The following is a 25,845-nucleotide window of genomic DNA, read 5'->3' on the forward strand; positions in this document are numbered from 1 at the left end:
ACCTCACGATGTTTTCGGCTATGCCCTTTTCCGGGACAAGTGCTGGGGACGTTATGTTGGGGCGTGGAATTGCGCTGCTTTTGGGCGCGTTGCTGTTGTCGGGTTGTATGACCGCCAAAGTCGGAACAGACTATGCGGCGATGTCACAGAAGATCGGTCCGCCAAAACCAGGACTGTCCCGGGTAGTGGTGCTTCAACGAAAGCGCGACGGCCTGTCCATGTCCCTTTGCGCCTGCGATGTGAAGCTGGACGGCAGTCCAATGGGCAAGGTGGTGGTCGGAACCTACGCCTATGCCGATCTCCCGGCCGGTCCACACCAACTCACTGCGACCGAAGTGATGTTTCCCGGCGAGTCCAGGCGAGATTTCACCACGGCGTCCGGCCGCACTTATTTCTTTCTGGTAAAATCGAGCGCGAGGCATGACGCGGTAACCGGCACAACCATGGTTGCGGGATTGGCTGGGGCCCTGGTTGCGTCCGTTGCAACGTCCGGCAGCGACAATACAGGACCGGCCGACCTTATTGCGCTGGACGAGCCGACGGCGAGAACGACGCTCGCCGAACTACAATTAGCGGACTAAGCCCCAGCTGAAGCCAGGCCCGCAGCGGCTCGGAGCCGGGCGATGAGCCGCGGACCGTGGCAGTCCGGTATCGTCGCGACCTCTCCTGTTACAGCGACCGCGCGATCAACAGCTTCATGATCTCGTTGGTGCCGCCGTAGATCTTCTGGATCCGCGCATCCACGAACATCCGCGCGATCGGATATTCCTCCATGTAGCCGTAGCCGCCGTGGAGCTGCAGGCATTCGTCCGCGGTTTCCACCTGCTTCTGCGAAGTCCACCATTTTGCCATCGAGGCAGTCACGGTATCGAGTTCACCGGCGACGAGGCGTTCGACGCACCAGTCGACGAACACGCGCGCGATCATGGCCTCGGTCTTGCGCTCGGCCAGCTTGAACGCGGTGTTCTGGAATTCGATGATGGGCTTGCCGAAAGCTTTTCGTTCCTTGGTATAGTCGGCGGTCAGCTTGATCGCGCGCTCCATCGACGCCACGGCGCCGACGGCCAGCGAGAGGCGCTCCTGCGGCAATTGCTGCATCAGCTGCACGAAACCGTTGCCTTCCTCGCTGCCCAGCAGGTTCTCCGGCGGCGCCACCGCATTGTCGAAGAACAATTCGGACGTGTCGGATGCGTGCAGGCCGATCTTGTCGAGGTTGCGGCCGCGGCGGAAGCCGTCATTGCCTTCGGCTTCCAGGACGATCAGCGAGATTCCCTTGGCGCCGGGCTCGCCGGTGCGCGCGACCACGATGATCAGGTCGGCGGCCTGGCCGTTGGTAATGAACGTCTTCTGGCCGTTGATGACGTAATTGTTGCCTTGCTTTCGGGCCGTCGTGCGCACGCCCTGCAAATCGGAGCCGGTGCCGGGTTCGGTCATGGCGATGGCGCCGACGAACTCGCCGCTGGCCATCTTCGGCAACCAGCGCCGCTTCTGTTCCTCGGTCCCGTAGTTCAAAATGTAATGCGCGACGATAGCGCTATGCACCGAGTACCCGGTCGTCACTTCCGGCACCACGGTTTCGAGATCCTCGATCACGGCAGCTTCATAGGCGAAGCTGGCGCCCAGCCCGCCATAGGCTTCCGGGACGCTCGGCAGCAGGGCGCCCATCTCGCCCAGCGCCCGCCAGGCCGAGCGATCGACCATCTTCTGATCGCGCCATGTCTCGGCGTGCGGCGCCAGGTCCTTGGCGAGAAATTTGCGGAATTGATCGCGAAAGACGTCCAGATCCTCCGTCATCCAGGAAGAACGATATTGCATGGGATCCCCGCGCTAGATGATGAGGCCGCCACCGCAGACGACGACTTGCCCACTGATGTAGTTCGATTCCGGGCTGCAGAACAGATAGACCGCATCGGCGGCTTCTTCCGGCGTGCCGCCGCGTCCGAGCGGGATCATCCTCGCCATCGCATCGAGCATCTGGGGCTGGACCCCGACCTTGATGTCACGGCCGGCGACGTCGATGGTCTTCTGCTGGGTTTCGATCGGCTGGGTCAGGCGCGTATTGATCAGGCCGAAGGCCACGCAATTGACGTTGACCTTGTAGCGTCCCCATTCCTTGCACAGCGTGCGCGTCAACCCGATCAGCGAAGCCTTGGCCGACGAATAGCTCGCTTGGCCGGCGTTACCGTAAAGGCCGGCGATCGAGGAGATGTTGACCACCTTGCGAAACACCTCGCGGCCGGCTTCGGCCTCTTTCTTTGCCATGATCCGGATCGGCTCGGAGGCGGCGCGCAGCAGGCGGAACGGTGCGACAAGGTGGACGTCAAGCATGGCCTGGAACTGCTCGTCGGTCATCTTCTGGATCGTGGAGTCCCAAGTATAACCGGCGTTGTTGATGATGATGTCGAGGCCGCCGAATGTTTCCATGGCTGCGCCGACGAAACGGTCGGAGAAGCCGGTTTCGGAAACACTGCCGTTGATCGCGATGGCTTCGCCGCCGCCCTTGCGGATTTCCGCGGCGACGGCGTCGCCCGGCGCCGCATCGAGATCGTTGACCACGACCTTCGCACCCTCGCTGGCAAGTTTCAGCGCAATCGCGCGGCCGATGCCTCGCCCCGATCCCGTGATCAGTGCGACTTTTCCCTTGAGTTTGGTCATTTGTTTTCCCTGATCAGAGTGCGATGACGGCTTCGCCGGCAAGCTTGAGATCGCCGTTCTCGTCCTTGGTCGTCAGCGCCAGCTTCGCGCATCGCTCGCCATCATGTTCGACGAATTCGGAAACATGTCCCTCGCAGGTCAGGCGTGCACCGAGCTGCGTGATCGCGACGAAGCGCGTCGAGAACACGCGAAGCCGCGGGGGAGGGACCGCATCGGTCAGCGCCTGGCCGAGATAGCCCATGACCAGCATGCCGTGGGTAAAGACGTCCGGATATCCGGCGGCCTTGGCGAAATCCAGGTCGACATGGATCGGATTGTGGTCGCCCGAGGCGCCGCAATAGAGCGCCAGCGTGTGGCGGCTGATCGACGGAAAAACCTTGTGGACGATGCGGTCGCCTATCGCGGGTTGATCTTTCACAGGCTTGCTCATGCGGTTCTGGGATTGAGCACCACCACGGTGCGCGAGACGTCCGCGACGTGGGTGCCGTTCTGATTGGTGACTTTGGTTTCGATGCCGACCAGCGTCATCGCGCCACCTTTCTTGTCGGCGACGCTGACGATGCGCGGCTGGAACAGCAGCGTGTCGCCGACCACCACGGGTGCCCGGTACGCGAAGCGCTGTTCGCCATGCAGCAGGCGCCCGATGTCGACGCCGATGACGGTGATGAACTCGAAGGCCTGTTCCGCGTCCATCATCTCAAGGCAGAACAGATAGGTCGGCGGCACCGGCGTCGCGGCATAGCCGGCGGCCTGCGCGGCCTTGGCATCGCCATAGACCGGATTGGTCTCGCCGAGCGTCTCGCGGAAATAACGCAGGCGTCCGGGCTCGACATGCGCGGTGACAGGCGAAAGGCTGCGTCCGATGAGGGAGGGGTCAATCATACCAGGGCCTCAGACGCGTTCGTAGAGCGTGACGACGCAGGCGCCGCCGAGGCCGAGATTGTGCTGCAGGGCGCGCCTTGCGCCGTCCACCTGTCGTGCTTCCGCCGAACCGCGCAACTGATGCGTCAGTTCATAGCATTGCGCGAGGCCGGTGGCGCCGAGCGGATGGCCCTTGGACAGCAGGCCGCCGGACGGATTGGTCACGGTCTTGCCGCCATAGGTGTTGTTGCCGTCGTCGATGAAGCGCTCCGCGCCGCCGTCGGGGCACAGGCCGAGCGCCTCGTAGGTGATCAGCTCATTATGCGCGAAGCAGTCGTGCAGCTCGACGACGTCGAGATCGTCAGGGCCGATGCCGGCGGCCTCATAGACCTTGTTCGCCGCGGCGCGCGTCATGTCGAAGCCCACCACCTGCATCATGTCGCCGGCCTTGAAGGTGGAGGGGGTATCGGTGGTCATCGCCTGGGCCGCGATCCGGACGTCCTTGCGCAGGCCGTGCTTGCTGGCGAATTTCTCCGAGACGAGTACTGCCGCCGCACCCCCGCAGGTTGGCGGGCAGGCCATCAGCCGCGTCATCACGCCGGGCCAGATCACCTGGTCGTTCATGACGTCGTCAGCGCTGACTTCCTTGCGGAACAGCGCCAGCGGATTGTTCCTGGCATGCCGGCTCGCCTTGGCCCGCACCTTGGCGAACGAGGTCAGCGGCGTGCCGTATTTCTTCATGTGGCTGAGACCGGCGCCGCCGAAATAGCGCAGCGCCAGCGGCACGCCTTGCGCGTCGACCAGTTTGTCGGCCGCGGCGTCGAACTCGTCGAACGCGCTCGGCCGGTCGGTGAAGACAGCGCCGAGCGCGCCGGGCTTCATCTGCTCGAAGCCGAGCGCCAGCACGCAATCGAGCGCGCCTGATTCAATCGCCTGCCGCGCCATGAACAGCGCGGTCGAACCGGTCGAGCAATTGTTGTTGACGTTGATGATGGGGATGCCGGTCATGCCGACCTGGTAGAGTGCGCGCTGCCCGCAGGTTGAATCGCCGTAGACATAGCCGGCATAGGCCTGCTGGATCATCTCGTAGCCGACGCCGGCGTCAGCCAGCGCGAGCCTGGTCGCTTCCGCGCCCATCACCGGGTAGGGCGCGTTCGCGCCCGGTTTGACGAAGGGGATCATGCCGACGCCGGCAACATAGACGCTGGATGTCATGGTGCGCTCCCTTAAATTACCCGTTGGACTTTTTATTACCCGTGGGTAATATACGGACAGCTTCGCTTTCGAGTCAACCGCGCCGGGTGAATTCAAAAATGGACGGATCAGCCTCATCCCCGAACGGCCAGTCACCCTGGATGCCGTTCGAAAGCCGTCGTCGCGCCCGCGACGAGAAACGCGAAGCCGTGCTGCGCACCGCGGTGGCGCTGTTCCTCGAGCAGGGCTATCACGGCACCACGCTCAACCACGTGGCCGAGCGGCTGAACATCACCAAGCCCGCGCTCTACAATTATTTCCGCGGCAAGGACGAAATTCTCTACGAATGCTGGGCAATCGGCGCCGATCACGTCGACGAGCGCATCGATGACATCGCCGCGACCGGTGGCACCGGGCTGGAAAAACTGCGCAAGCTGATCGTCAGCTACGCCGAGACCATGACCACCGACTACGGCAAGAGCCTGGTGCGGTTCGACGTCCGCGACCTCACCGAGCACAACCGCAAGATCGTCGGCCTCGCCAAGAAGAAGATCGACCAGGCTTTTCGCGACTATATCGGGCAGGGGATCAAGGACGGATCGATCAGGCCTTGCGACGTCAAGCTTTCCGCATTTGCGATTGCGGGCTCGCTGAACTGGATCGGCCACTGGTACCAGCCCGGCGGTGCGCTCGAAGCGGAGGCAATAGCAAAAGAATTCGCGATCCGCCTCACTGAAGGGCTCGCGATCAAATCGATACGGAAAAAGGCGGATAAACCGCCGATCAGGAAACGCAAGTCACGGGGAGTATCAGGATGAACATCACGCACGGCCTGCGGCGCGCGCTGCAGATCAATCCGAACGGCCTTGCCATCGTCTGTGGCGACCGCAAGAAAAGCTGGCGCGAGGTCGGCGACCGCGTGGCGCGGCTTGCCGCCGGCATCCGGGACCTCGGCGCGCAGGCCGGCGACCGTGTCGCGATCCTGTCGCTCAATTCCGACCGCTATCTCGAGCTTTATCTTGCCGCCGGCTGGTCCGGCACCGTGATCGTGCCGCTCAACATCCGCTGGAGCCCGCTGGAGAACGAAGACGCCATGCGCGACTGCCGCGCCGGCATCCTGTTCGTAGACAAGGCTTTTGCTGGGGTCGGTGCTGATCTCGCCCAGGCGATCCCGGGCCTCAAGCTGATCTATGCCGATGATGGCGACGCCCCCGCCGGCGCGGAGGGTTATGAGGCGTTGATCGCGCGCAGCGCGGCGATGCAGGATGCGATGCGCAGAAGCGAGGATCTCGCGGGCATCTTCTATACCGGCGGCACCACCGGACGCTCCAAGGGCGTGATGCTCAGCCACGGCAATCTGATGGTCAATGCGCTGAACGCACTCGGCGAAGGCCTGTGGCCGAGCAGCACGGTCTATCTGCACGCCGCGCCGATGTTCCACCTTGCCAACGGGGCGGCGATGTATTCGGTGCTGCTCAGCGGCGGCTCCAACGTCATCATCCAGGGCTTTACGCCCGACGGCGTCGCGGGCGCGATGCAGCGCGATCGCGTGACCGACGTGCTGCTGGTGCCGACCATGATCCAGATGTTCGTCGATCATCCGAAACTCGGCGATTACGACCTGTCGTCGCTGACGGGTATCGCCTATGGCGCCTCCGTCATCAGCGATGCCGTGCTCAGCCGCGCCATGAAGGCATTGCCGAACGTGCAGTTCACGCAAGCCTACGGCATGACGGAATTGTCGCCGATCGCGACGATACTGCACTGGAAGGAGCATGTCGGCGATGGCCGCGCCAAGGGGCGGCATCGCGGCGCCGGCCGTCCCACGCTGGGTTGCGAGGTCAAGATCGTCGACGCCGACGACAAGGTGGTGCCCACTGGCACGGTCGGCGAGATCGCGGTGCGCGGTGACAATGTGATGATCGGCTATTGGGAGCGGCCGGAGGAAACCGCCAAGGCGGTCATCGACGGCTGGATGCACACCGGTGACGGCGGCTACATGGATGAGGACGGTTTTGTCTACGTGGTCGACCGCGTCAAGGACATGATCATCTCCGGCGGCGAGAACGTCTATTCGGCCGAGGTCGAGAACGCGCTGGCGCAGCATCCGTCGGTGGCGCAATGCGCCGTGATCGGTATCCCGAGCGAGCGCTGGGGCGAGCAGGTTCACGCCATTGTCGTTCCCAAGCCTGGCGCGAGCGCAACCCCCGACGAGTTGATGGATTTCTGCAAGACGCTGATCGCAGGTTACAAATGCCCGCGCAGTGTCGAGGTCACGCAGACCCCGCTGCCATTGTCCGGCGCCGGCAAGATCCTGAAGCGTGAGTTGCGCAAGCCGTACTGGGAAAACCGCCAGCGAATGGTGAGCTGAGGCCGGCGTCTGCGCGCCGGCGCGCCTTTCGACGCCGGCGAGGCATGCTGGATTGATGGACATGCTGCCGGCGCGGGCTTTCCCTGCGTTGCGGAGTTGTCATCGCATTTTTTGCGATGCCGTCCGATCCGATCCGTCGTATAGTCGAGCAAGGGGGAACTGTTCTGCATCACGGGGATACCACCTGAAATCGCAGCAACGGAGGTCCGCCATGAAAGTCAAAGACGCGATGCACAAGGGCGTCGACTGGGTCAGCCCCGACACGCCTGTCACCGAAATCGCAAAGCTGATGCGAGCGCATGATATCGGCTGCATTCCGATCGGGGAGGACGATCAGCTGATCGGAATGGTGACCGATCGCGACATCGTCTGCAAAGGGCTTGCTGGCAACGGCTTCGATGCCAGCCGGGCCAAGGCGCGCGACGTGATGACCGAAGGTATCCACTGCTGCCGGGAGGACGATGACCTCGCCAAGGCGGTGCATCACATGGAGACGCTGAAAGTCCGCAGATTGCCGGTGATCAACAAGAGCAAGCGGATGGTCGGCATGATCAGCCTGGGCGACATCAGCCATTCATCGACCGGCGACCTGGTGTCCGGGTACGTCAAGAGCGTTTCAGCCCATCACTGAAGCACGGCGACGACTCGCGATCGACACGCCCCGGAGCAAGTGATCGCGGCTGTTCAACGCCGAACGCGCGCAATGCGTTGTTTGAGGTCGCTCGACCGGCGCTCGAGCGGCCTCAATCGTGCGTGGTGAAGTGGCCGTGCCAGGCCTTCGCGGTCAATCGTGCGAACTGCTCGCGATCCAGACGGATCAGTGTGGCGTGGTCGCCACCCTCCATGTAGATCTCGCTCTGCGCATTGATGCTGTCGTCGACGATGACATCGAGCCCGAAGCATTCGCCAACCGGCGGCACGGCGCCGCGCTCGCAGTCGCCAAACAGCTTCGCGACCTCCTCTTCGCTCGCCAGATCGACCTTGTGGCCGAGCTGCATTTTCAAGGCCGGCAAATGCAGATGGCGGGACGCCGGAAGGATCGCCATCAGGTAGCCGTCCTCGCGGCGGAGGACGACGGCTTTGGCCAGGGCGTCGCCCGGCACATGGCTAGCCTCGGCCGTGCGCGTCGACGACATGGTGCGGGCATGAGGGATCAGCTCGTAGGTGACGGTCTGGTCCAGGTAGTTCTGCAGGGTCGGGGAGACGGTCATAACGGTTCCTCCATTGCAACGCGTGCAACGCGCAATCCGGGCATCGGGAGGAACTCGCGTCGTCGCCTCACGATGCGGGCGCTTGCGAATTGGGTGAAGGTTACGCCTGCCGGAAACCGGCGACAATGCGAATCGTTCCCACCGCCCCGGCCGGGATGGGGTCTCCGCGGGGGTTTTCGGCGGATTTGGGCCCCGAATGCCCGCATTTATGGGCCTGGACCGGGCCAGCAGGCGACAAAAACCGGCCGTATTTCCTTGCTTCTGGCTGGAATCCGGCTATATACCGCGCCATCTCACACGGAAGCATGGCTCTCAAAGGCCGTCCGGTGGCAGCCGGGCCATAAGGCTCGTCTGCTCACACGCTTCCGGAGGAACCAACCGGAGAAGTATTACCATGGCGCTACCCGATTTTTCTATGCGTCAGCTGCTTGAAGCTGGCGTTCACTTTGGCCACCAATCGCACCGCTGGAATCCCAAGATGGCGGATTTCATCTTCGGTGCCCGCAACAACATCCACATCATCGACCTCGCGCAGACCGTGCCGTTGCTGCACACCGCGTTGAAGGCGGTCAGCGACACCGTCGCCAAGGGCGGCCGTATCCTGTTCGTCGGCACCAAGCGGCAGGCGCAGGACGGCGTTGCCGAGGCCGCCAAGCGGTCGGCGCAGTATTTCGTCAATTCGCGCTGGCTCGGCGGCACGCTGACCAACTGGAAGACCATTTCCGGTTCGATCAAGCGGCTGCGTCATCTCGATGAAGTGCTCAATTCCGGCGATGCCAACGCCTACACCAAGAAGGAACGGCTGACGCTGCAGCGCGAGCGCGACAAGCTCGACCGTTCGCTCGGCGGCATCAAGGACATGGGCGGGCTTCCCGACATGATCTTCGTGATCGACACCAACAAGGAAGACATCGCGATCCAGGAAGCGCAGCGGCTCAACATTCCCGTCGCCGCGATCGTCGACACCAATTCCGATCCCAAGGGCATCACCTTTGTGGTGCCGGGCAATGACGACGCCGGCCGCGCCATTTCGCTGTATTGCGATCTGGTGGCCCGCGCCGCCATCGACGGCATCTCGCGCGCCCAGGGCGACCACGGCATCGACATCGGCGCTTCCGCGCAGCCGGTCCGTGAGGAAATCCCGGCTGCTCCGCAGCCGGCCGGCTTCCAGGGTCTGGCGGGCCCCCGTGGCACCGCCGACAACCTCAAGAAGCTCACCGGCGTTTCCGGTGCGATCGAGAAGAAGTTCAACGATCTCGGTATCTTCCACTATTGGCAGCTGGCCGAACTGGACCACGATACCGCGCACAAGATCGGTGAAGAGGTCGGACTCCCGAGCCGCGCCGATGGCTGGGTTGCCCAGGCCAAGGCGATGACCGCGGAAGCGGAATAATTGTAACGCCGCGTGGCCGGCCTTCCGGCCACCGGTTTGATTTCCCTGTTACGGCATTCCTGTAGCTGATGCGGCACGGCGCAAGGCGCGCCGCGCTCGTGGCTAACAGGCAAGAAGGATATCCAACGATGGCAACGATCTCTGCGGCGATGGTCAAGGAACTGCGCGAGTCGACCGGCGCAGGCATGATGGACTGCAAGGCTGCGCTCACCGAAACCGCTGGTAACATGCAGGAAGCGCAGGATTGGCTGCGCAAGAAGGGCCTGTCCAAGGCCGCCAAGAAGGCCGGCCGCGTCGCCGCCGAAGGCCTGATCGGCGCGATGATTTCGGGTAACAAGGGCGTCGTCGTCGAAGTCAATTCGGAGACCGATTTCGTCGCGCGCAACGAACAGTTCCAGGGCCTCGTCAAGATGGTCGCGCAGGTCGCGCTTCGCGTCGGCGCCGACGTCGAAACGATCAAGGCTGCGAAGATCGGCGACTTCACCGTCGAGACCGCGATTTCGGACGCGATCGCCACCATCGGCGAGAACATGTCGCTGCGCCGCGCGGCCTTGCTCGAGGTCCCCAATGGCGTGGTGGCGAGCTACATCCATGGCGCCGTCATCGACAACGCCGGCAAGATGGGCGTGCTGGTGGCGCTCGAATCGACCGGCAAGACCGATGAACTCGCGGCGCTCGGCCGCCAGCTTGCGATGCACGTCGCCGCGACCAACCCGCAGGCGCTCGATCCGTCCGGCCTCGACCCGGAAACCGTGAAGCGCGAAAAGGACGTGCTGGCCGACAAGTATCGCCAGCAGGGCAAGCCGGAGAACGTGATCGAGAAGATCGTCGAGTCCGGCCTGAAGACCTACTACAAGGAAGTCTGTCTGCTGGAGCAGGCGTTCATCCACGACACCGGCAAGTCGGTGGCGCAGGCTGTCAAGGAAGCCGAAGGCAAGGTCGGCGCGCCTGTGAAGATTACCGCGTTTGTGCGCTATGCTCTCGGCGAGGGAATCGAAAAGCAGGAATCCGACTTCGCAGCCGAAGTCGCGGCGGCCAGCGGCAAGAAGTAACCGCGGTCGACAATCTTCCGGCGCCGTTGCGCCGGAGGATTCCTGCGCGGAATGAAGGAGGCGACAAGCTATGGCAGAGCCGGTCTATCGTCGCGTCGTGATCAAGATCTCGGGCGAATATCTCGCCGGCAGCCAGTCCTTCGGCATCGACCAGCCTACCGTGGACCGTATCGCCGACGATTTGATCGCCGCGCGCCAGCTCGGAGTTGAGGTGGCGGTGGTGGTCGGCGGCGGCAACATCGTTCGCGGCGTCGAAGTCTCCTCGCGTGGCGTGTCACGCCCGACCGGCGACACCATGGGCATGCTCGCCACCATGATGAACTGTCTTGCGGTCGAGGCGGCCATCGAACGCAAGGGGACGCCGGCGCGAACCCTGTCGGCGTTCGTGATGCCCGAAATTTCCGAACTGTTCACCCGCAGTGCGACGCACAAATATCTCGCCGAGGGCCGTATCGTCCTGCTCGGCGGCGGAACCGGCAATCCGTTTTTCACCACCGACACCACCGCGGTGCTGCGGGCGGCCGAGATCGGGGCGCAGGCGGTGCTGAAGGCCACCAATGTCGATGGTGTCTACAGCGCCGATCCCAAGAAAGACCCGTCGGCCAAGCGTTTCGACCGCCTGACGCATTCGCAGGCCATCGAAGGTGGCTACAAGGTGATGGACGCGACCGCATTCGCGCTTGCCCGCGAGACTGCGCTGCCTATCATCGTATTCTCGATTGCCGAGCCCGGTTCGATCGGTGCGATCCTGCGCGGTACCGGCCACGGCACGGTTGTCGCCGGCTGACCGGCCCGCGCCACGTTGAACCGCGGGCCTGATAATGCCGGCGGATGGTTTTCTGAGGAGGGGAGAGCGTTATGCCCACACCTGGTTTTGACATCAACGAATTGAAGCGCCGCATGCAGGGCGCCACCCAGGCGCTCAAGCATGAGCTGGGCGGTTTGCGCACCGGTCGTGCGGCGGCGTCCATGCTCGAGCCGGTCCAGGTCGATGCCTATGGCACGCACATGCCGCTCAACCAGCTCGCAACCGTCAGCGTGCCCGAGCCGCGGCTGCTGTCCGTCCAGGTTTGGGACAAGTCCATGGTCAAGGCCGTGGAGAAGGCGATCGTCGATTCCAACCTTGGCCTGAGCCCCGCGACCGAAGGGCAGGTACTGCGCCTGCGGATTCCGGAACTCAACGAGGAGCGCCGCAAGGAACTGGTCAAAGTCGCGCATAAATACGCCGAGGCGGCCAAGGTTGCGGTCCGGCACGTCCGCCGCGACGGGCTCGATACGGTCAAGAAGCTCGAGAAGAACCACGAAATCTCCGAGGACGACCAGGAGCGCCTCGCCAATGACGTGCAAAAGGCGACCGACGGGATGATTTCCGAGATCGATCAATTGCTGGCGGCGAAGGAAAAGGAAATCCTTACCGTTTAAGGCCTTAAGATCGAAACTTGAGACCGAGACTTTAGGACTGGTCCTGGAACTTTAACGATGCCGAACGCCGCCGCCCCCGCAACCGAAGGACCGGATCGAACCGGTCCCTTGCACGTGGCGATCATCATGGACGGCAACGGGCGCTGGGCGGCCGCGCGGGGATTGCCGCGCGCGGAGGGCCATCGCCGCGGCGTCGAGGCGTTGCGCCGCGTGGTTCGTGCCGCCCATGAACTCGGTGTGGTTTACCTGACGATCTTCTCGTTCAGCTCCGAGAACTGGTCGCGCCCGGCGACCGAAATCGGTGACCTGTTCGGATTGCTGCGCCGCTTCATCCGCAACGATCTGGCGACGCTGCACCGCGACGGGGTGAGGGTGCGTGTGATCGGCGAGCGCGAGGGCCTGGAGCCGGACATCTGCGCGCTCCTGAGCGAGGCCGAGGAACTGACGCGGGCCAACACCAAGCTCAATCTCGTCGTCGCGTTCAATTACGGGTCGCGCCAGGAAATCGCCAACGCGGTGCAACGGCTGGCGCGCGAAGTGGCCGAAGGCAAGCGCGATCCGGCATCGATCGACACCGACACGCTCGGCCAATATCTCGACGCGCCCGATATTCCCGATCCCGACCTGATCATCCGCACCAGCGGCGAGCAGCGGTTGTCGAACTTCCTGATGTGGCAGGCGGCCTACAGCGAACTCGTCTTCGTGCCGATCCACTGGCCGGATTTCGACAAGGCGGCACTTGAGAGCGCGATCGCAGAATATGCCAGACGGGAGCGCCGTTTCGGCGGTCTGGCCGCGAAAACCGGATCGTGACCGAGGGCAAGGCCGCGCCGGCGGCCGCTGCCGGACAGGATACGCGCAACCTCTCGACGCGCATCGTTGCAGCCGCCGTATTGATCCCGCTCGCCGTTGCCATCGCCTATGCCGGCGGCTGGTTTTGGGCCGCGCTGGTGACGTTGGCGGCGATCGGCCTCTATGTCGAATGGCTGATGGTGGTGGGCCGCGCGGCTGACAAACGCGTGGTCGTATCGGGTGTTGCCGCGCTCGCACTGGCCGGGCTTTGTCTCGCCATCGGGCGGATCGATGCTGCGCTCGCGGTGCTGGCTGTCGGCCTGGTGGCGGTCGCCATGATCGCGCCGGCGCAGCGAAACTGGAGCGTTGCGGGATTTTGCTATGCGGCGGTGGCGGAGGTCGCGTCTGTCCTGCTGCGGCTCGATCCCGTGAAGGGCTTTGTCGCGCTGATCTTCGTGCTGGTCATCGTGTGGGTGACCGACAGCGGCGGCTACTTCGCCGGCCGCGGCATCGGCGGCCCAAAACTCTGGCCGCGCGTCAGCCCCAAAAAGACCTGGGCCGGCGCCATTGGCGGCTTTGTCGCAAGTCTTGCCGTGGCCTGTATATTCGTGGTGCTGGACCTCGGTAAAATCGGACCGCTGCTCGTGATATCAGGCGTTCTTTCGGTGGTTTCTCAACTCGGCGATCTCTTTGAATCCGCGGTCAAACGGCGCTTTGGCGTCAAGGATTCCAGCCAGATCATTCCCGGCCATGGCGGGCTGCTGGATCGCCTGGATGGATTTGTTGCAGCTGTCGCGATGGCGGCGCTGATCGGTTTCCTCCGCGGCGGCGCCGATGGCGTCGGCCGCGGTCTTATGATTTGGTGAAAAAATGAGCGCGGTTCCATTGCGTAATAACAAGGCCGCGGCACCCGCCGCGCGCACCGTCACAGTGCTGGGCGCCACCGGTTCGATCGGCGACAGCACCATGGATTTGCTGCGCGGCGATCGCGCCCGCTACCAGGTCGAGGCGCTGACCGCCAACGGCAATGTCGAGGGGCTCGCCAAACTCGCACGCGAATTCGGCGCGCGCTTTGCGGCGGTCGCCGACCCCAGCAAGCTCGGTGCCTTGAAGGAAGCGCTGGCCGGCACGCGGACCGAATGCGGCGCTGGCGAAAGCGCGATCATCGAGGCCGCGGCGCGGCCGGCCGACTGGGTGATGGCCGCCGTCAGCGGCGCCGCCGGGCTGAAGCCGGCGCTCGCCGCCGTTGACCGCGGCGCGGCGGTCGCGCTCGCCAACAAGGAATGCCTGGTCTGCGCCGGCGACTTCTTCATGCAGCGCGCCGCCAAGGCAGGCGCCTGCATTCTGCCGGCGGATTCCGAGCATAACGCGCTGTTTCAGGCACTCAGCTCCGGCAACCGTGACGAGCTTGTGCGCGTGATCATCACCGCGTCGGGCGGGCCGTTCCGCACCTGGACCTCCACCGACATCGAGCAGGCGACGCTGGCGCAGGCGCTGAAGCATCCGAACTGGAGCATGGGCCAGAAGATCACCATCGATTCGGCGTCGATGATGAACAAGGGGCTCGAAGTGATCGAGGCGTCGTATTTGTTCGCGCTGACGCCCGACGAGATCGATGTCCTCGTACATCCGCAGTCGATCATCCACGGCATGGTCGAATTCTCCGACCGTTCGGTGGTTGCCCAGCTCGGCGCGCCCGACATGCGCATCCCGATCGCCCATTGCCTCGGCTGGCCCGATCGAATCGTCGGTCCCTCGGCCCGGCTGGATCTCGCCAAAATCGGTCAGCTGACCTTCGAGGCGCCGGATTTCGAGCGGTTTCCCGGCTTGCGGCTGGCCTACGACGCGCTGCGCGCCAGTGGAGGTCTGACCACGGTGTTCAACGCCGCCAATGAGGTGGCGGTGGCAGCCTTCATCGCCGGCAAGATCAGATTCGGCGCGATCGCACGGCTGGTCGAAGCGACCATGAACGACTGGGTCCGGTCCGGAAACCTGGCGCCTTTGAGCTCGGCGGATGATGCGATTTCCGTTGACCATAACGCGCGAAATAAAGCTGCCTCCCTATTGCCTCAAATTGCCTTAAAGGCATCCTAGAGGGTTGGGGGCGCAGCCTAGGCTCGCGTCGAGGGGAATCGAATGACTGAGTTTTTTCTGCATAGTTTCAATACGTTGAGCAGTGGGCTCATCGGCTATATCATTCCCTTCCTGTTCGTCCTGACCATCGTTGTTTTCTTCCACGAGCTCGGCCACTTCCTGGTCGCCCGCTGGTGCGGCGTGAAGGTGCTGACGTTCTCGCTCGGGTTCGGGCCGGAGCTCGCAGGCTTCAACGACCGCCATGGCACCCGCTGGAAGATCTCGGCGATCCCGCTCGGCGGCTATGTGAAGTTCTTCGGTGACGATAGCGAAGCCTCCACGCCCTCGACCGAGGCGCTCGCCAGCATGAGCGCGGAAGAGCAGGCGGGCAGCTTCCACCACAAGAAAGTCGGTCCGCGCGCGGCCATCGTTGCCGCCGGACCGATCGCGAATTTCATCCTGGCGATCGTGATCTTCACCTGCCTGTTCACCTTCTTCGGCAAGCCGAGTACGACCGCGCGCGTTGACAAGATCGAAGCCAACAGCGCCGCTGCGAAAGCCGGTTTTCAGGTCGGCGACATCGTCACCGCGATCGACGGCAAGACCATCGGCAGCTTCTCCGACATGCAGCGCGTCGTTGGCATCAATGCCGGCGTTCAGCTGAACTTCACCCTCAAGCGCGGCGATTCCACCCTGCAAGTGAAGGGCACGCCGGAGCAGCGCGAAGTGAAGGATCCGTTCGGCAACGTCCACCGGCTGGGCGTTTTGGGTATCACCCGCGCGACGGCGCCGGGCGACGTCGTGACCGAACGCGTCGATCCGGCAACCGCGATGTGGCTCGGCGTCAAGGAAACCTGGTTCGTGATCGACCGCACGCTGGCCTATATCGGCGGCGTCTTCACCGGCCGGGAAGCCGCCGACCAGGTCGGGGGCCCGATTCGGATTGCCCAGATTTCGGGGCAGGTGGCCACCATCGGCCTTAGCGCGCTGGTGCACTTGGCCGCCGTGCTGTCGATCTCGATCGGCCTGTTGAACCTGTTCCCGGTTCCGCTGCTCGATGGCGGTCATCTTTTGTTCTATGCGGTGGAGGCGGTCCGCGGACGCCCGCTGTCGAACCGGGCTCAGGAGATGGGGTTCCGAATCGGACTGGGTTTGGTGCTGATGCTGATGGTGTTTGCGACCTATAACGACATCCTGCATCTGGCGGCATCGTGACGCGGCTTTTTTGTGGCGTTGCCCAACGGCAACGTCTTGGAATGAAAATGGAATCGCGGGGCGATGTTCCGTTTGCCGCCTCGGGGAAATTGGCTACAAGACATGCGGAAAATGGGAATCTGCTGGTTCGTGGGGGTGCGGGCCAGCACAAGAATGACAAGGGCGCCTGGCGCATGATGTTTGGAATGCGAGTGCGGGGAGGCTTGTTGGCCGCCTCGATCATGTTCGCCGTGCCGGTGGCTGCCGCGCTAGCGGCGGCGCTTGTTTCGGCGCCGGCTGCTGCCCAGACGGTGGCTTCGATCGCCGTGGAGGGGAATCGGCGCGTCGAAATCGAGACCATTCGCTCCTATTTCAAGCCGGGACCCGGTGGCCGCCTCGGGCAGGCCCAAATCGATGACGGCCTGAAGGCGCTGATCGAAACCGGCCTGTTCCAGGACGTGCGAATCAATCAGGCCGGCGGCCGGATCATCGTGGTCGTGGTCGAAAACGCCGTCATCGGGCGCATTGCCTTCGAGGGTAACAAGAAGGTCAAGGACGACCAGCTCTCGGCCGAAATCCAGTCCAAGCCGCGTGGCACTTTCTCGCGCCCGATGGTTCAGTCGGACGCCCAGCGTATCTCTGAAATCTACCGCCGCTCGGGCCGCTATGACGTCAGCGTCACCCCGGAAATCATTGAACAGCCGAACAACCGCGTCGACCTGATCTTCACGATTGCCGAAGGCGGCAAGACCGGCGTCAAGAACATCGAGTTCATCGGCAACAAGTTCTATTCGTCCTACCGGTTGAAGGACGTCATCAAAACCCGCGAATCCAACCTCTTGAGCTTCCTCGGCGGCGCCGACGTCTACGATCCGGACCGGGTCGAGGCCGACCGTGACCTGATCCGCCGATTCTATCTCAAGAACGGTTTTGCCGACGTGCAGGTGGTAGCCGCGCTGTCCGAGTACGATCCTGAGAAAAAGGGCTTCCTCGTCACCTTCAAGATCGAGGAAGGGCAGCAATACCGCGTCGCCACCGTCGACTTCCAGACCAGCATCGGAACCCTCGATGCGAACTCGATGCGCAGCTTCTCGCGTGTCAGCGTCGGATCGCTCTACAACGCCGAGGCGCTCGAAAAGTCCGTCGAGGAAATGCAGATCGAAGCCTCGCGGCGCGGCTATGCGTTCGCCATCGTGCGTCCGCGCGGCGATCGCAATTTCGAACAGCACACCGTCTCGATCGTCTTCACGATCGACGAAGGTCCGCGAACCTATATCGAGCGGATCAATATCCGCGGCAACACAAGGACCCGCGACTACGTGATTCGCCGCGAATTCGACCTTTCGGAAGGCGACGCCTACAATCGCGCGCTGGTTGATCGTGCCGAACGCCGGCTGAAGAATCTCGACTTCTTCAAGACCGTGAAGATCATCACCGAGCCGGGGTCGTCCAGCGACCGTGTGGTCCTGATCGTCGATATAGACGAGAAGTCGACCGGCGACTTCTCGGTGTCGGGCGGCTATTCGACCACCGACGGCGCGCTTGCCGAAGTCAGTATATCGGAACGCAACTTCCTCGGCCGCGGCCTGTATGCGAAGGCGGCGGTCACGTACGGCCAGTATGCGCGCGGTTACTCGCTGTCGTTCGTCGAGCCCTATCTGCTGGACTATCGCGTCGCGCTCGGCCTCGACCTGTTCCAGCGCCAGCAACTTGCCAACAGCTACATCTCGTATGGAACCAAGACGCTGGGCTTCAGCCCGCGCCTCGGCTTCACCTTGCGCGAAGATCTGGCCTTGCAGCTGCGCTATTCGATCTATCAGCAGGAAATCCAGCTGCCGAGTTCGCTGTCGAACTGTAACAACAACCCGAACAACGGATTGCTGGCGTTCAACCCGTCGCCGGCCTGGGTGAATCTGAACGGCGCGCCGGCCGCGACTGCACTGGGTGCTACAGATGCCTCAGGCGTCGGTCTGTGGTGCTACAGCGACGGCGAAGCCTCGCTGCCGGTCCGCAAGGAGCTGCAGAGCGGCAGGACCCTGACCTCGTCGGTCGGCTATTCGCTGAACTACAACACCCTGGATAACAACAAGAATCCGACCACGGGCTTGCTGGTCGACTGGAAGCAGGACTTCGCCGGCCTCGGTGGCGACGTTACCTACGTCAAGTCCGCGATCGATGCGAAGTACTACACGCCGCTGGTCGCCGACATCGTCGGCCTGCTCCGCTTCCAGGGTGGCATGCTCAACCAGATCGGCAACGACCAGCTGCGCATGCTCGATCACTTCCAGATGGGTCCGAACCTGGTTCGCGGCTTTGCGCCGAACGGCATCGGACCGCGCGACATCAACCCCTACGGTACGGGTGACGCGCTCGGTGGCACCAAATATTGGGGCGCGTCGGCGGAATTGCAGATGCCGTTCTGGTTCTTGCCGAAGGAAGTCGGGCTCAAGGGCGCGATCTATGCCGACGCCGGCGGCCTGTTTGACTACAGGGGAACGACCTCGTGGGCGCAGACCGGTGAAGTCAACGTTCCCGGTTGCGTGCGGCCGACGACCAATCCGGCGACGCCGGGCACCTGCCTCGGCCTGCAGTATGACGAAGGCAATGTCGTCCGCAGCTCGGTCGGTGTCGGCTTGATCTGGGCGTCACCGTTCGGTCCGCTGCGCTTCGACTATGCGGTTCCGATCACCAAGGGCAAGAATGACCGCACGCAGGAATTCCGGTTCGGCGGCGGTACATCGTTCTAAATCCAGCAACCGGCCGGACTGCGACGGGTCGAATGGCGCAGCCGATATTCTTCAAGCAACCGCCTTCGTCGACGCTGGCTGATATTGCCGCGTTGACGAAGTCGGTATTGGTCGACCCCGCAAGGGACGGCCATGTCATCCGGGGCCTCGCTTCGCTCGACGAGGCCGGCCCGATGCACCTGGCGTTCTTCGACAACCTCAAATACGCCGACCAGCTCGCCTCGACAAAGGCCGGTGCCTGCCTGGTCAGCCCGCGTTTTGAGGCGCAGGTACCACCTCATGTCGCGGTGCTGCGGGCCGCCCAGCCGTTCCGCGCGTTCGTGCAGATCGCGCGCCAGTGGCATGAAGACGCGTTGCGTCCGCAGTCCTGGTTCGACAATGACGCAATTGCGCCGTCCGCGATCATCGACCCGTCAGCCCATCTGGAAGACGGCGTCATCGTCGACCCGCTGGCTGTGATCGGCCCTCGGGTCGAGATCGGGGCGGGAACGGTGATCGGCGCAGGGGCCGTGATCGGGGCCGAGGTGCGGATCGGCCGGGACTGCAATGTCGGCGCGCGCACCGCAATCCAGTTCTCCCTGATCGGCAACAACGTTTTGATCCACCCCGGCTGCAGCATCGGCCAGGACGGCTATGGCTTCATTTTCTTCGGCCCCGACGGCCATCTGAAGGTGCCGCAGACCGGCCGCGTCCTGATCCAGAACAACGTCGAGATCGGCGCCAACACCACCATCGACCGCGGCAGCCTGCGCGATACCGTCATCGGTGAGGGCACTAAAATCGATAATCAGGTCCAGATCGGCCACAATGTGACCATCGGCAGGCACTGCCTGCTTGCGGCCCAGATCGGGCTCGCGGGCAGCCTGACGATCGGGGACAACGTCGCGCTGGGCGCCAAGGTAGGCATCAATAACCATCTCAAGATCGGCGACGGTGCCCAGGTCACCGCCATGAGCGGGGTCAAGGACGACATCCCGCCCAATGGCCGCTGGGGCGGTTTTTTTGCAAAACCGACCAAACAGTGGTTTAGGGAGATTATTGCAGTGGAGCGACTGGCGCAGGGCGCCGCGGATCCGAAGAACGAGGGACGGGAGTGATGGAGGAGGTGCCGATCAGGTTTGAACTCGTTGATATCAACGAGATCCTCAAGACGCTTCCGCATCGTTTTCCGATGCTGCTGATCGACCGGGTGATCAACATCCGCACCGATTACTCCGGCATCGGCGTCAAGAACGTGACCTTCAACGAGCCGGCGTTTCAGGGACATTTCCCGGAACGCCCGGTCTATCCCGGCGTGATGATGATCGAGGCCATGGCGCAGACCGCCGGCGTGATCGGCATCAAGTCGGTCGAAGGCACCGAGAAGCCGCGCGCGGTGTACTTCCTGACCATCGACAAGTGCAAGTTCCGCAAACCCGTGATGCCCGGCGACACCATCGAATACCACATGCGCTCGATCGGCCGCCGCAAGGCGATGTGGTGGTTTCACGGCGACGCCAAGGTCAATGGCACCGTGGTCGCCGAGGCCGATGTCGGCGCGATGCTGACGGATTAATTCCGGCAGGCGAAGGCCGCGCCCGACGGTCCCCTGATATGGCGGTTGAAGAACCCGCCCATCGATGGCGCGCCCAGCAAGGCGTCGTAGGTCTCGGCCGGCAGATCGCAATACTGATCGTAGGCTCCCTTGACCGCGACGATCAGGTGGCGCCTCGCGCGGTCGTAGCAGACGCGTTGCACGATGCTGCTGCGGGTGATGTCGCGGCACTCGAACGTTCCGAGATCGATCGGGCCGCGATCCCTGACATCAACGGTTTCGGAGCCGATCTCGGCGGCAAACAGATGCAGAAGCAGCGTCGCAATTCTGACCATGGCGCGCACAGGATAGCGCAGATCAGCCGGCGATTCCTGTATTGATTTCCATCGACCGCCCAACTCCGGAAGACCGGAGGTTCGGGCAGGGGCCGTTGATCCAAATGTCACGACATCTGCCGTAACCATACGTCACTGGACAAGCGCGGTCCTGTCGCGGTAACCACCGGAAAACCCGAGATAATATCGCCCGGCGATATCAGCCCAACCTGGACGCGTTTGATGACGACGATCGATCCCACCGCGCGGATTGAAGATGGCGCTGTGATCGGCGAGGGCACCTCGATCGGTCCCTATTGCATCATCGGGCCTCACGTCGTGATCGGCGCCAATTGCAAGCTGATCGGCCATGTGCACGTCACGGCGCAGACGTCCATCGGCGACGGCTGCACGATCTATCCGTTCGTCTCGCTCGGCACCCCGCCGCAATCGCTGAGCTATCGCGGCGAACTGACGAAACTTGAAATCGGGGCCGGCTGTACCATCCGCGAATCCGTTACCATGAACGCCGGCAGCGTTGCCGGCGGCGGCGTCACGCGGGTCGGGGAGCGCGGCTATTTCATGAACTGCAGCCATGTCGGCCATGATTGTCAGGTCGGCAATGACGTGATCTTCGCGACGTCCGCGACGCTCGGCGGCCATTGCGAGATCGGCGATTTCGTCTTCATCGGCGGGCTCTCCGCCGTGCATCAGTTCACCCGGATCGGCCCGCAGGTGATGGTCGGCGGTGTCTGCGGCGTGCGCGGCGACGTCATTCCGTTCGGCCTCGTCAACGGCCAGTATGCGAGCCTCGAAGGCCTCAACATCATCGGCATGAAGCGGCGCAAATTCACCAAGGACCGCCTCGTCACGGTGCGCGCGTTCTATCAAAAGCTGTTCCATGGCCCCGGCATCTTTGCCGAACGGCTGAGCGAGGTTCAGCCGTTGGCGGCAAACGATCCGGCGATCGCGGAAATCCTCGCCTTCATCGATGCGGGCAAGCATCGCGCGCTGTGCCTGCCGGCCGACGGCGCTCATAAATCCTGATGACGGGATCGCCGCAGCCCATGAGTTCAGCGGCTTCAGAGATTTCCTCGCCGGTCGGCGTGATCGCGGGCGGCGGCGCCATGCCGTTCGCGGTCGCGGATTCGCTTGCCGCGCGCGGCATCGCGCCGGTGCTGTTCGCACTGCGTGGCTCGTGCGACCCGGTGCGGGCCGAACGCTTCCGCCATCACTGGATTTCGGTCGGGCAGATCGGCCGGGCGAAAAAACTGTTGCGCAGCGAAGGCTGCCGCGACCTGATCTTCATCGGCACGCTGCTGCGGCCGGCGCTGTCGGAAATCAGGCTGGACTGGGGGACGATCCGCGTCATCGGCCCTATCCTGGCGGCGTTTCGCGGCGGCGACGACCACCTGCTGTCGGGGATCGGCCGCATCTTTGAGCAGGACGGTTTCCGCATGGTCGGCATCAGGGATGTCGCCCCTGATATGCTGATGCCCGAGGGGCGCATTGCCCGCGCAACGCCTGATGCGGCCGGTACCGCCGATACCGAGAAGGGGCGGGAAGTGTTGCGCGCGCTAAGTCCATTCGACATCGGCCAGGCCGTCGTGGTGATCGACGGTCACGTGGTGGCGGTGGAAGACATCGAGGGCACCGACGGGCTGCTGGCGCGCGTGGCGCGCTTGCGCAGCGAGGGCCGCATCCGCGTCGGCACGGGTCGTGGCGTGCTGGTCAAGGCGCCCAAGACCAGCCAGGATTTGCGCTTCGACCTGCCGACGGTGGGGGCAACGACGGTCGAAGGCGCGGCCAAGGCAGGGCTTGCCGGCATTGCCATCATTGCCGGGCAAACCATCGTGGCGGACGCGCAGGCCATGATCGAGGCCGCCGACCGCGCCGGCCTCTTCATCCAGGGGCTGCCGGCGTGATGCCGCCGCGTCCGACCACCGACACGGTGCGCAAGATCGTCCTGATCGCGACGGAGGAATCCGGCGATCGCCTCGGCGCCAATCTCATGAAAGTGTTGCGCCAGCGCCTCGGGGACGCGGTGCAGTTCGAAGGCGTCGGCGGCCGCGCGATGGCACGCGAAGGCCTGAATTCGTGGTTTCCGATCGAGGAGCTCTCGATCATCGGCCTTGCCGCCGTGGTCAAGCAATTGCCGAAGATCCTGCGGCTGATCAAGCAAACCGCAGTTGCCGTGACCGAGGCCGCGCCCGACATTCTCGTCATCATCGACAGTCCCGATTTCACCCACCGCGTGGCGAAGCGCGTCCGCGCCAGCGATCCCAACATTCCGATCGTCGACTATGTCTCGCCCTCGGTCTGGGCGTGGCGGCCCGGCCGCGCCCGCGCGATGCTGACTTATGTCGATCACGTGCTGGCCCTGCTGCCGTTCGAACCGGAGGCGTACCAGAGGCTTCGCGGGCCGCCCTGCAGCTATGTCGGCCATCCCCTGACCGAACAGCTCGCCTCGCTCCGGCCCAACCCTGAGGAGCGACAGCGGCGGGACGCGCCGCCGCCGGTGCTGCTGGTGCTGCCGGGAAGCCGCCGCAGTGAGATCCGCCACCACATGGCGGTGTTCGGCCAGGCGCTGGCGCGGCTCAATGCCGAGGGCGTGGCGTTCGAGCTGATCCTGCCGACCATGCCGCATCTGCAGGAGGCGGTCGCGGAAGCGCTGAAGACCTGGACGGTGCAGCCCCGCGTCGTGATCGGCGAGCAGGATAAGCGGGCGGCGTTCCGGATCGCGCATGCGGCGCTGGCAAAGTCCGGCACCGTGACGCTCGAACTTGCACTATCAGGCGTGCCGATGGTGACGGCATACCGGACCGGCGCGACGGAAGCCTGGATATTGCGGCGGGCGATCAATGTGAGTTCGGTGATCCTGGCCAATCTCGTGATCGGCGAAAATGTCGTTCCCGAATTCCTGCAGCAGGACTGCACGCCGGAAAAACTATCGCAGGTGCTGCGCGAACTCCTCGGCGAGTCCGCGCCGCGTCGAAAGCAGCTCGAAGCCTTCGCGAAAATCGACCGGATCATGTCGACCGGCAACACGCCGCCGAGCGCCCGCGCCGCCGACATCGTGCTCGCGACGATGCGAAAAGCGCGGCGGTAGAGCTACGCTTTCGGCGCCGAACCTTCCGGCCACTCCGGCAATTGATCCTTCGGATCGAACCACGTCGCGCAATCCGATCGCCAGATGTGTGCGGCGGGACGATTGGTGATCGGCGTATCGAGACACCCCATCCGCAGCAGGATGTTGCCGGTGCCGGCGCGCTCGGCGACGATTTGCGAGCCGCATTGCGTGCAGAAATAGCGCTGCTTGCCGGGCGATGACTCAAATCCCCTGAGCAGGCTTTCGCCCCTGGTCCAGCGAAAGCGGTCGCGTGGCACGCTGGTCACCGTCGAGAACGCCGAGCCGTGCGCCTTGCGGCAGGTGGCGCAGTGGCAGTGCACGATGGCGCCGGGTTCGGCGTCCACCTCATAGGCCACGCTTTTGCACATGCAGCTTCCGGTGAGCATGAGGGTCTCCTGGAATCGTAGGGTGGGTGGAGCGAAGCGATACCCACCAAATTTCTTTGCCGTGGCGGTGGCTATCGCGGAGCCTGTCAGCGGGCGCGCGTTCGCGCGACCCGTTGGCTCCACCCACCCTACAAGAAAAAAGCCGGACGCGACTATCGCATCCGGCTTTCTTCGGTTTCGTATACGACGCGCCTTACTTGCGCTTGCCCATCTCGACGTAGTCGCGGCGGGCAACGCCGGTGTAGAGCTGGCGCGGACGGCCGATCTTCTGCTGCGGATCCTCGATCATCTCGCTCCACTGGCTGATCCAGCCGACGGTACGGGCGACCGCGAACAGCACGGTGAACATCGAGGTCGGGAAGCCCATCGCCTTCAGCGTGATGCCCGAATAGAAGTCGACGTTCGGGTAGAGCTTGCGGTCGATGAAGTAGGGATCGCTCAGCGCGATCTTTTCCAGCTCCAGCGCCACCTTCAGCATCGGGTCGTCGCCGTGACCGGTCTCGGCCAGCACCGCGTGACACATCTTCTGCATGATCTTGGCGCGGGGATCGTAGTTCTTGTAGACGCGATGCCCGAAGCCCATCAGGCGGACTTCCGAGTTCTTGTCCTTCACCTTGGCGATGAACTCGGGGATCTTGTCGACGGTGCCGATGTCGGCCAGCATCGCGAGCGCGGCTTCGTTGGCGCCGCCATGCGCCGGTCCCCACAGGCAGGCGATGCCGGCGGCGATGCAGGCGAACGGATTGGCGCCGGAGGAGCCGGCGATACGCACCGTCGAGGTCGAGGCGTTCTGCTCGTGGTCGGCGTGCAGGATGAAGATCTTGTCCAGCGCGTCAGCCAGCACCGGGTTGATCTTGTAGTCCTCGCAGGGCACCGCAAAGCACATGTTGAGGAAGTTCTCGGCAAAGGTGAGCGAGTTCTTCGGGTACACGAAGGGTTGGCCGACGGTGTATTTGAAGGCCATTGCGGCCAGCGTCGGAACCTTGGCGATCATGCGCATCGAGGCGATCATGCGCTGCTTCGGATCGTTGATGTCGGTACTGTCGTGATAGAACGCGGCGAGCGCGCCGACGGCCGCGACCATGATGGCCATCGGATGGGCGTCGCGGCGGAAGCCCTGGAAGAAGCGGGCCATCTGCTCGTGAACCATGGTGTGATGGATCACGCGGTGGTCGAAATCTTCCTTCTGCGCCTTGGTGGGAAGTTCCCCGTACAGCAGGAGATAGCAGGTCTCGAGGAAATCGCCCTTTTCGGCGAGCTGCTCGATCGGATAGCCGCGGTATTCCAGGATGCCCGCATCGCCGTCGATATAGGTGATCTTCGACTGGCAGCTGCCGGTGGAGGTGAAGCCGGGGTCGTAGGTGAACATCCCGGCCTGGCCGTAGAGCTTGGCGATGTCGATGACATCGGGCCCCACCGTGCCGCTCAGGATCGGGAAATCGTAGGTCTTGTTACCTACCGTTAGCGTTGCGGTCTTGTTGCTGGATTTTGCGTCCATCGTGTAGTCCCCGATGAA

At 63.6% G+C, this 25,845-nt stretch carries 27 protein-coding genes; 18 read left to right on the forward strand and 9 right to left on the reverse strand.

Features of this window, described 5'->3' with window-relative positions:
• The first annotated feature begins 53 nt into the window (after positions 1 to 53).
• Entirely contained in the window at positions 54 to 581 is a 528-nt protein-coding gene (locus tag JQ641_RS35400; RefSeq protein ID WP_212001445.1) for a DUF2846 domain-containing protein, read from the forward strand.
• A gap of 88 nt (positions 582 to 669) precedes the next feature.
• On the opposite strand, the gene JQ641_RS35405 is transcribed toward JQ641_RS35400, so the two are convergent.
• From JQ641_RS35405 to JQ641_RS35425, 5 genes are read right to left on the reverse strand one after another with little or no spacing between them, the layout of a single operon-like run.
• Positions 670 to 1,815 carry an acyl-CoA dehydrogenase family protein gene (locus JQ641_RS35405; RefSeq protein WP_212001446.1) on the reverse strand — a complete coding sequence of 382 codons (1,146 nt, stop codon included), beginning with the start codon at positions 1,813 to 1,815 and terminating at the stop codon, positions 670 to 672.
• Between the two features lie 12 nt (positions 1,816 to 1,827).
• Positions 1,828 to 2,655 (reverse strand): SDR family NAD(P)-dependent oxidoreductase, encoded by an 828-nt coding sequence (locus JQ641_RS35410; protein ID WP_212001448.1) that lies wholly within the window; start codon positions 2,653 to 2,655, stop codon positions 1,828 to 1,830.
• A 13-nt stretch (positions 2,656 to 2,668) separates the two neighbouring features.
• A complete protein-coding gene (locus JQ641_RS35415) occupies positions 2,669 to 3,085 on the reverse strand; it encodes a MaoC family dehydratase (protein WP_212001449.1) in 417 nt (138 codons plus the stop codon).
• Positions 3,082 to 3,537 carry a MaoC family dehydratase N-terminal domain-containing protein gene (locus tag JQ641_RS35420; protein ID WP_212001450.1) on the reverse strand — a complete coding sequence of 152 codons (456 nt, stop codon included), beginning with the start codon at positions 3,535 to 3,537 and terminating at the stop codon, positions 3,082 to 3,084. Before JQ641_RS35420 ends, JQ641_RS35415 begins: the two co-directional genes overlap by 4 nt.
• Before the next feature lie 9 nt (positions 3,538 to 3,546).
• Entirely contained in the window at positions 3,547 to 4,731 is a 1,185-nt protein-coding gene (locus JQ641_RS35425; RefSeq protein ID WP_212001452.1) for a lipid-transfer protein, read from the reverse strand.
• A 98-nt stretch (positions 4,732 to 4,829) separates the two neighbouring features.
• Between JQ641_RS35425 and JQ641_RS35430 the strand changes: the two genes are divergently transcribed.
• The 3 genes from JQ641_RS35430 to JQ641_RS35440 all read left to right on the forward strand — a co-directional run bounded on the left by JQ641_RS35430 (position 4,830) and on the right by JQ641_RS35440 (position 7,712).
• Positions 4,830 to 5,528, forward strand: a complete 699-nt coding sequence (locus JQ641_RS35430; RefSeq protein ID WP_249151117.1) for a TetR/AcrR family transcriptional regulator — start codon at positions 4,830 to 4,832, stop codon at positions 5,526 to 5,528.
• Positions 5,525 to 7,081 (forward strand): acyl-CoA synthetase, encoded by a 1,557-nt coding sequence (locus JQ641_RS35435; RefSeq protein WP_212001453.1) that lies wholly within the window; start codon positions 5,525 to 5,527, stop codon positions 7,079 to 7,081. The genes JQ641_RS35430 and JQ641_RS35435 overlap by 4 nt, the downstream gene beginning before the upstream one ends.
• A 211-nt stretch (positions 7,082 to 7,292) precedes the next feature.
• Positions 7,293 to 7,712: a CBS domain-containing protein gene (locus JQ641_RS35440; protein WP_212001454.1), complete on the forward strand. Its 420-nt coding sequence runs from the start codon at positions 7,293 to 7,295 to the stop codon at positions 7,710 to 7,712.
• Between the two features lie 112 nt (positions 7,713 to 7,824).
• Here the strand turns inward: JQ641_RS35440 and JQ641_RS35445 are convergent, their stop codons facing one another.
• The gene (locus JQ641_RS35445; RefSeq protein ID WP_212001455.1) at positions 7,825 to 8,292 is read right to left on the reverse strand and encodes an aminoacyl-tRNA deacylase; all 468 of its coding nucleotides are present in this window, start codon (positions 8,290 to 8,292) and stop codon (positions 7,825 to 7,827) included.
• 394 nt (positions 8,293 to 8,686) lie between these two features.
• Between JQ641_RS35445 and JQ641_RS35450 the strand changes: the two genes are divergently transcribed.
• The 11 genes from JQ641_RS35450 to fabZ all read left to right on the forward strand — a co-directional run bounded on the left by JQ641_RS35450 (position 8,687) and on the right by fabZ (position 20,520).
• On the forward strand, positions 8,687 to 9,685 hold the full coding sequence (locus JQ641_RS35450; protein WP_212001457.1) for a 30S ribosomal protein S2: 999 nt from the start codon (positions 8,687 to 8,689) through the stop codon (positions 9,683 to 9,685).
• 128 nt (positions 9,686 to 9,813) lie between these two features.
• Entirely contained in the window at positions 9,814 to 10,737 is a 924-nt protein-coding gene (tsf, locus tag JQ641_RS35455; RefSeq protein WP_212001458.1) for a translation elongation factor Ts, read from the forward strand.
• A gap of 70 nt (positions 10,738 to 10,807) precedes the next feature.
• On the forward strand, positions 10,808 to 11,524 hold the full coding sequence (pyrH, locus tag JQ641_RS35460) for a UMP kinase (protein ID WP_192733407.1): 717 nt from the start codon (positions 10,808 to 10,810) through the stop codon (positions 11,522 to 11,524).
• Between the two features lie 71 nt (positions 11,525 to 11,595).
• Positions 11,596 to 12,159, forward strand: a complete 564-nt coding sequence (gene frr, locus JQ641_RS35465; protein ID WP_212001459.1) for a ribosome recycling factor — start codon at positions 11,596 to 11,598, stop codon at positions 12,157 to 12,159.
• A gap of 57 nt (positions 12,160 to 12,216) precedes the next feature.
• Positions 12,217 to 12,972 (forward strand): isoprenyl transferase, encoded by a 756-nt coding sequence (locus JQ641_RS35470; protein ID WP_212001460.1) that lies wholly within the window; start codon positions 12,217 to 12,219, stop codon positions 12,970 to 12,972.
• Complete coding sequence (locus tag JQ641_RS35475; RefSeq protein ID WP_212001462.1) at positions 12,969 to 13,817, forward strand: phosphatidate cytidylyltransferase; 849 nt, start codon at positions 12,969 to 12,971, stop codon at positions 13,815 to 13,817. The genes JQ641_RS35470 and JQ641_RS35475 overlap by 4 nt, the downstream gene beginning before the upstream one ends.
• Before the next feature lie 4 nt (positions 13,818 to 13,821).
• Positions 13,822 to 15,045, forward strand: coding sequence for a 1-deoxy-D-xylulose-5-phosphate reductoisomerase (dxr, locus tag JQ641_RS35480; protein WP_212001464.1), 1,224 nt, complete (start codon positions 13,822 to 13,824; stop codon positions 15,043 to 15,045).
• Between the two features lie 42 nt (positions 15,046 to 15,087).
• Positions 15,088 to 16,239 (forward strand): RIP metalloprotease RseP, encoded by a 1,152-nt coding sequence (rseP, locus tag JQ641_RS35485; RefSeq protein ID WP_212001471.1) that lies wholly within the window; start codon positions 15,088 to 15,090, stop codon positions 16,237 to 16,239.
• A 173-nt stretch (positions 16,240 to 16,412) separates the two neighbouring features.
• Positions 16,413 to 18,965: an outer membrane protein assembly factor BamA gene (gene bamA, locus JQ641_RS35490; protein WP_212001476.1), complete on the forward strand. Its 2,553-nt coding sequence runs from the start codon at positions 16,413 to 16,415 to the stop codon at positions 18,963 to 18,965.
• 32 nt (positions 18,966 to 18,997) lie between these two features.
• Positions 18,998 to 20,062 (forward strand): UDP-3-O-(3-hydroxymyristoyl)glucosamine N-acyltransferase, encoded by a 1,065-nt coding sequence (lpxD, locus tag JQ641_RS35495; protein WP_212001478.1) that lies wholly within the window; start codon positions 18,998 to 19,000, stop codon positions 20,060 to 20,062.
• Positions 20,062 to 20,520, forward strand: coding sequence for a 3-hydroxyacyl-ACP dehydratase FabZ (fabZ, locus tag JQ641_RS35500; RefSeq protein ID WP_212001487.1), 459 nt, complete (start codon positions 20,062 to 20,064; stop codon positions 20,518 to 20,520). Before lpxD ends, fabZ begins: the two co-directional genes overlap by 1 nt.
• Here fabZ and JQ641_RS35505 read toward each other — a convergent pair.
• Positions 20,517 to 20,834, reverse strand: coding sequence for a KTSC domain-containing protein (locus JQ641_RS35505; protein ID WP_212001490.1), 318 nt, complete (start codon positions 20,832 to 20,834; stop codon positions 20,517 to 20,519). The genes fabZ and JQ641_RS35505 overlap by 4 nt on opposite strands.
• A gap of 222 nt (positions 20,835 to 21,056) precedes the next feature.
• On the opposite strand from JQ641_RS35505, the gene lpxA reads away from it, so the two are divergent.
• From lpxA to lpxB, 3 genes are read left to right on the forward strand one after another with little or no spacing between them, the layout of a single operon-like run.
• Complete coding sequence (gene lpxA / locus JQ641_RS35510; RefSeq protein WP_212001492.1) at positions 21,057 to 21,860, forward strand: acyl-ACP--UDP-N-acetylglucosamine O-acyltransferase; 804 nt, start codon at positions 21,057 to 21,059, stop codon at positions 21,858 to 21,860.
• Between the two features lie 20 nt (positions 21,861 to 21,880).
• Positions 21,881 to 22,738 (forward strand): LpxI family protein, encoded by an 858-nt coding sequence (locus JQ641_RS35515; RefSeq protein ID WP_212001494.1) that lies wholly within the window; start codon positions 21,881 to 21,883, stop codon positions 22,736 to 22,738.
• The gene (gene lpxB / locus JQ641_RS35520; RefSeq protein WP_212001545.1) at positions 22,738 to 23,922 is read left to right on the forward strand and encodes a lipid-A-disaccharide synthase; all 1,185 of its coding nucleotides are present in this window, start codon (positions 22,738 to 22,740) and stop codon (positions 23,920 to 23,922) included. The genes JQ641_RS35515 and lpxB overlap by 1 nt, the downstream gene beginning before the upstream one ends.
• 2 nt (positions 23,923 to 23,924) lie before the next feature.
• Here lpxB and JQ641_RS35525 read toward each other — a convergent pair whose 3' ends face one another.
• On the reverse strand, positions 23,925 to 24,329 hold the full coding sequence (locus tag JQ641_RS35525; protein WP_212001496.1) for a GFA family protein: 405 nt from the start codon (positions 24,327 to 24,329) through the stop codon (positions 23,925 to 23,927).
• Between the two features lie 193 nt (positions 24,330 to 24,522).
• Positions 24,523 to 25,827, reverse strand: coding sequence for a citrate synthase (gene gltA, locus JQ641_RS35530; protein ID WP_212001499.1), 1,305 nt, complete (start codon positions 25,825 to 25,827; stop codon positions 24,523 to 24,525).
• Positions 25,828 to 25,845: the final 18 nt, after the last annotated feature.

This window comes from Bradyrhizobium sp. JYMT SZCCT0180, assembly GCF_018130165.1.
In the GTDB taxonomy this organism is placed as follows: domain Bacteria; phylum Pseudomonadota; class Alphaproteobacteria; order Rhizobiales; family Xanthobacteraceae; genus Bradyrhizobium.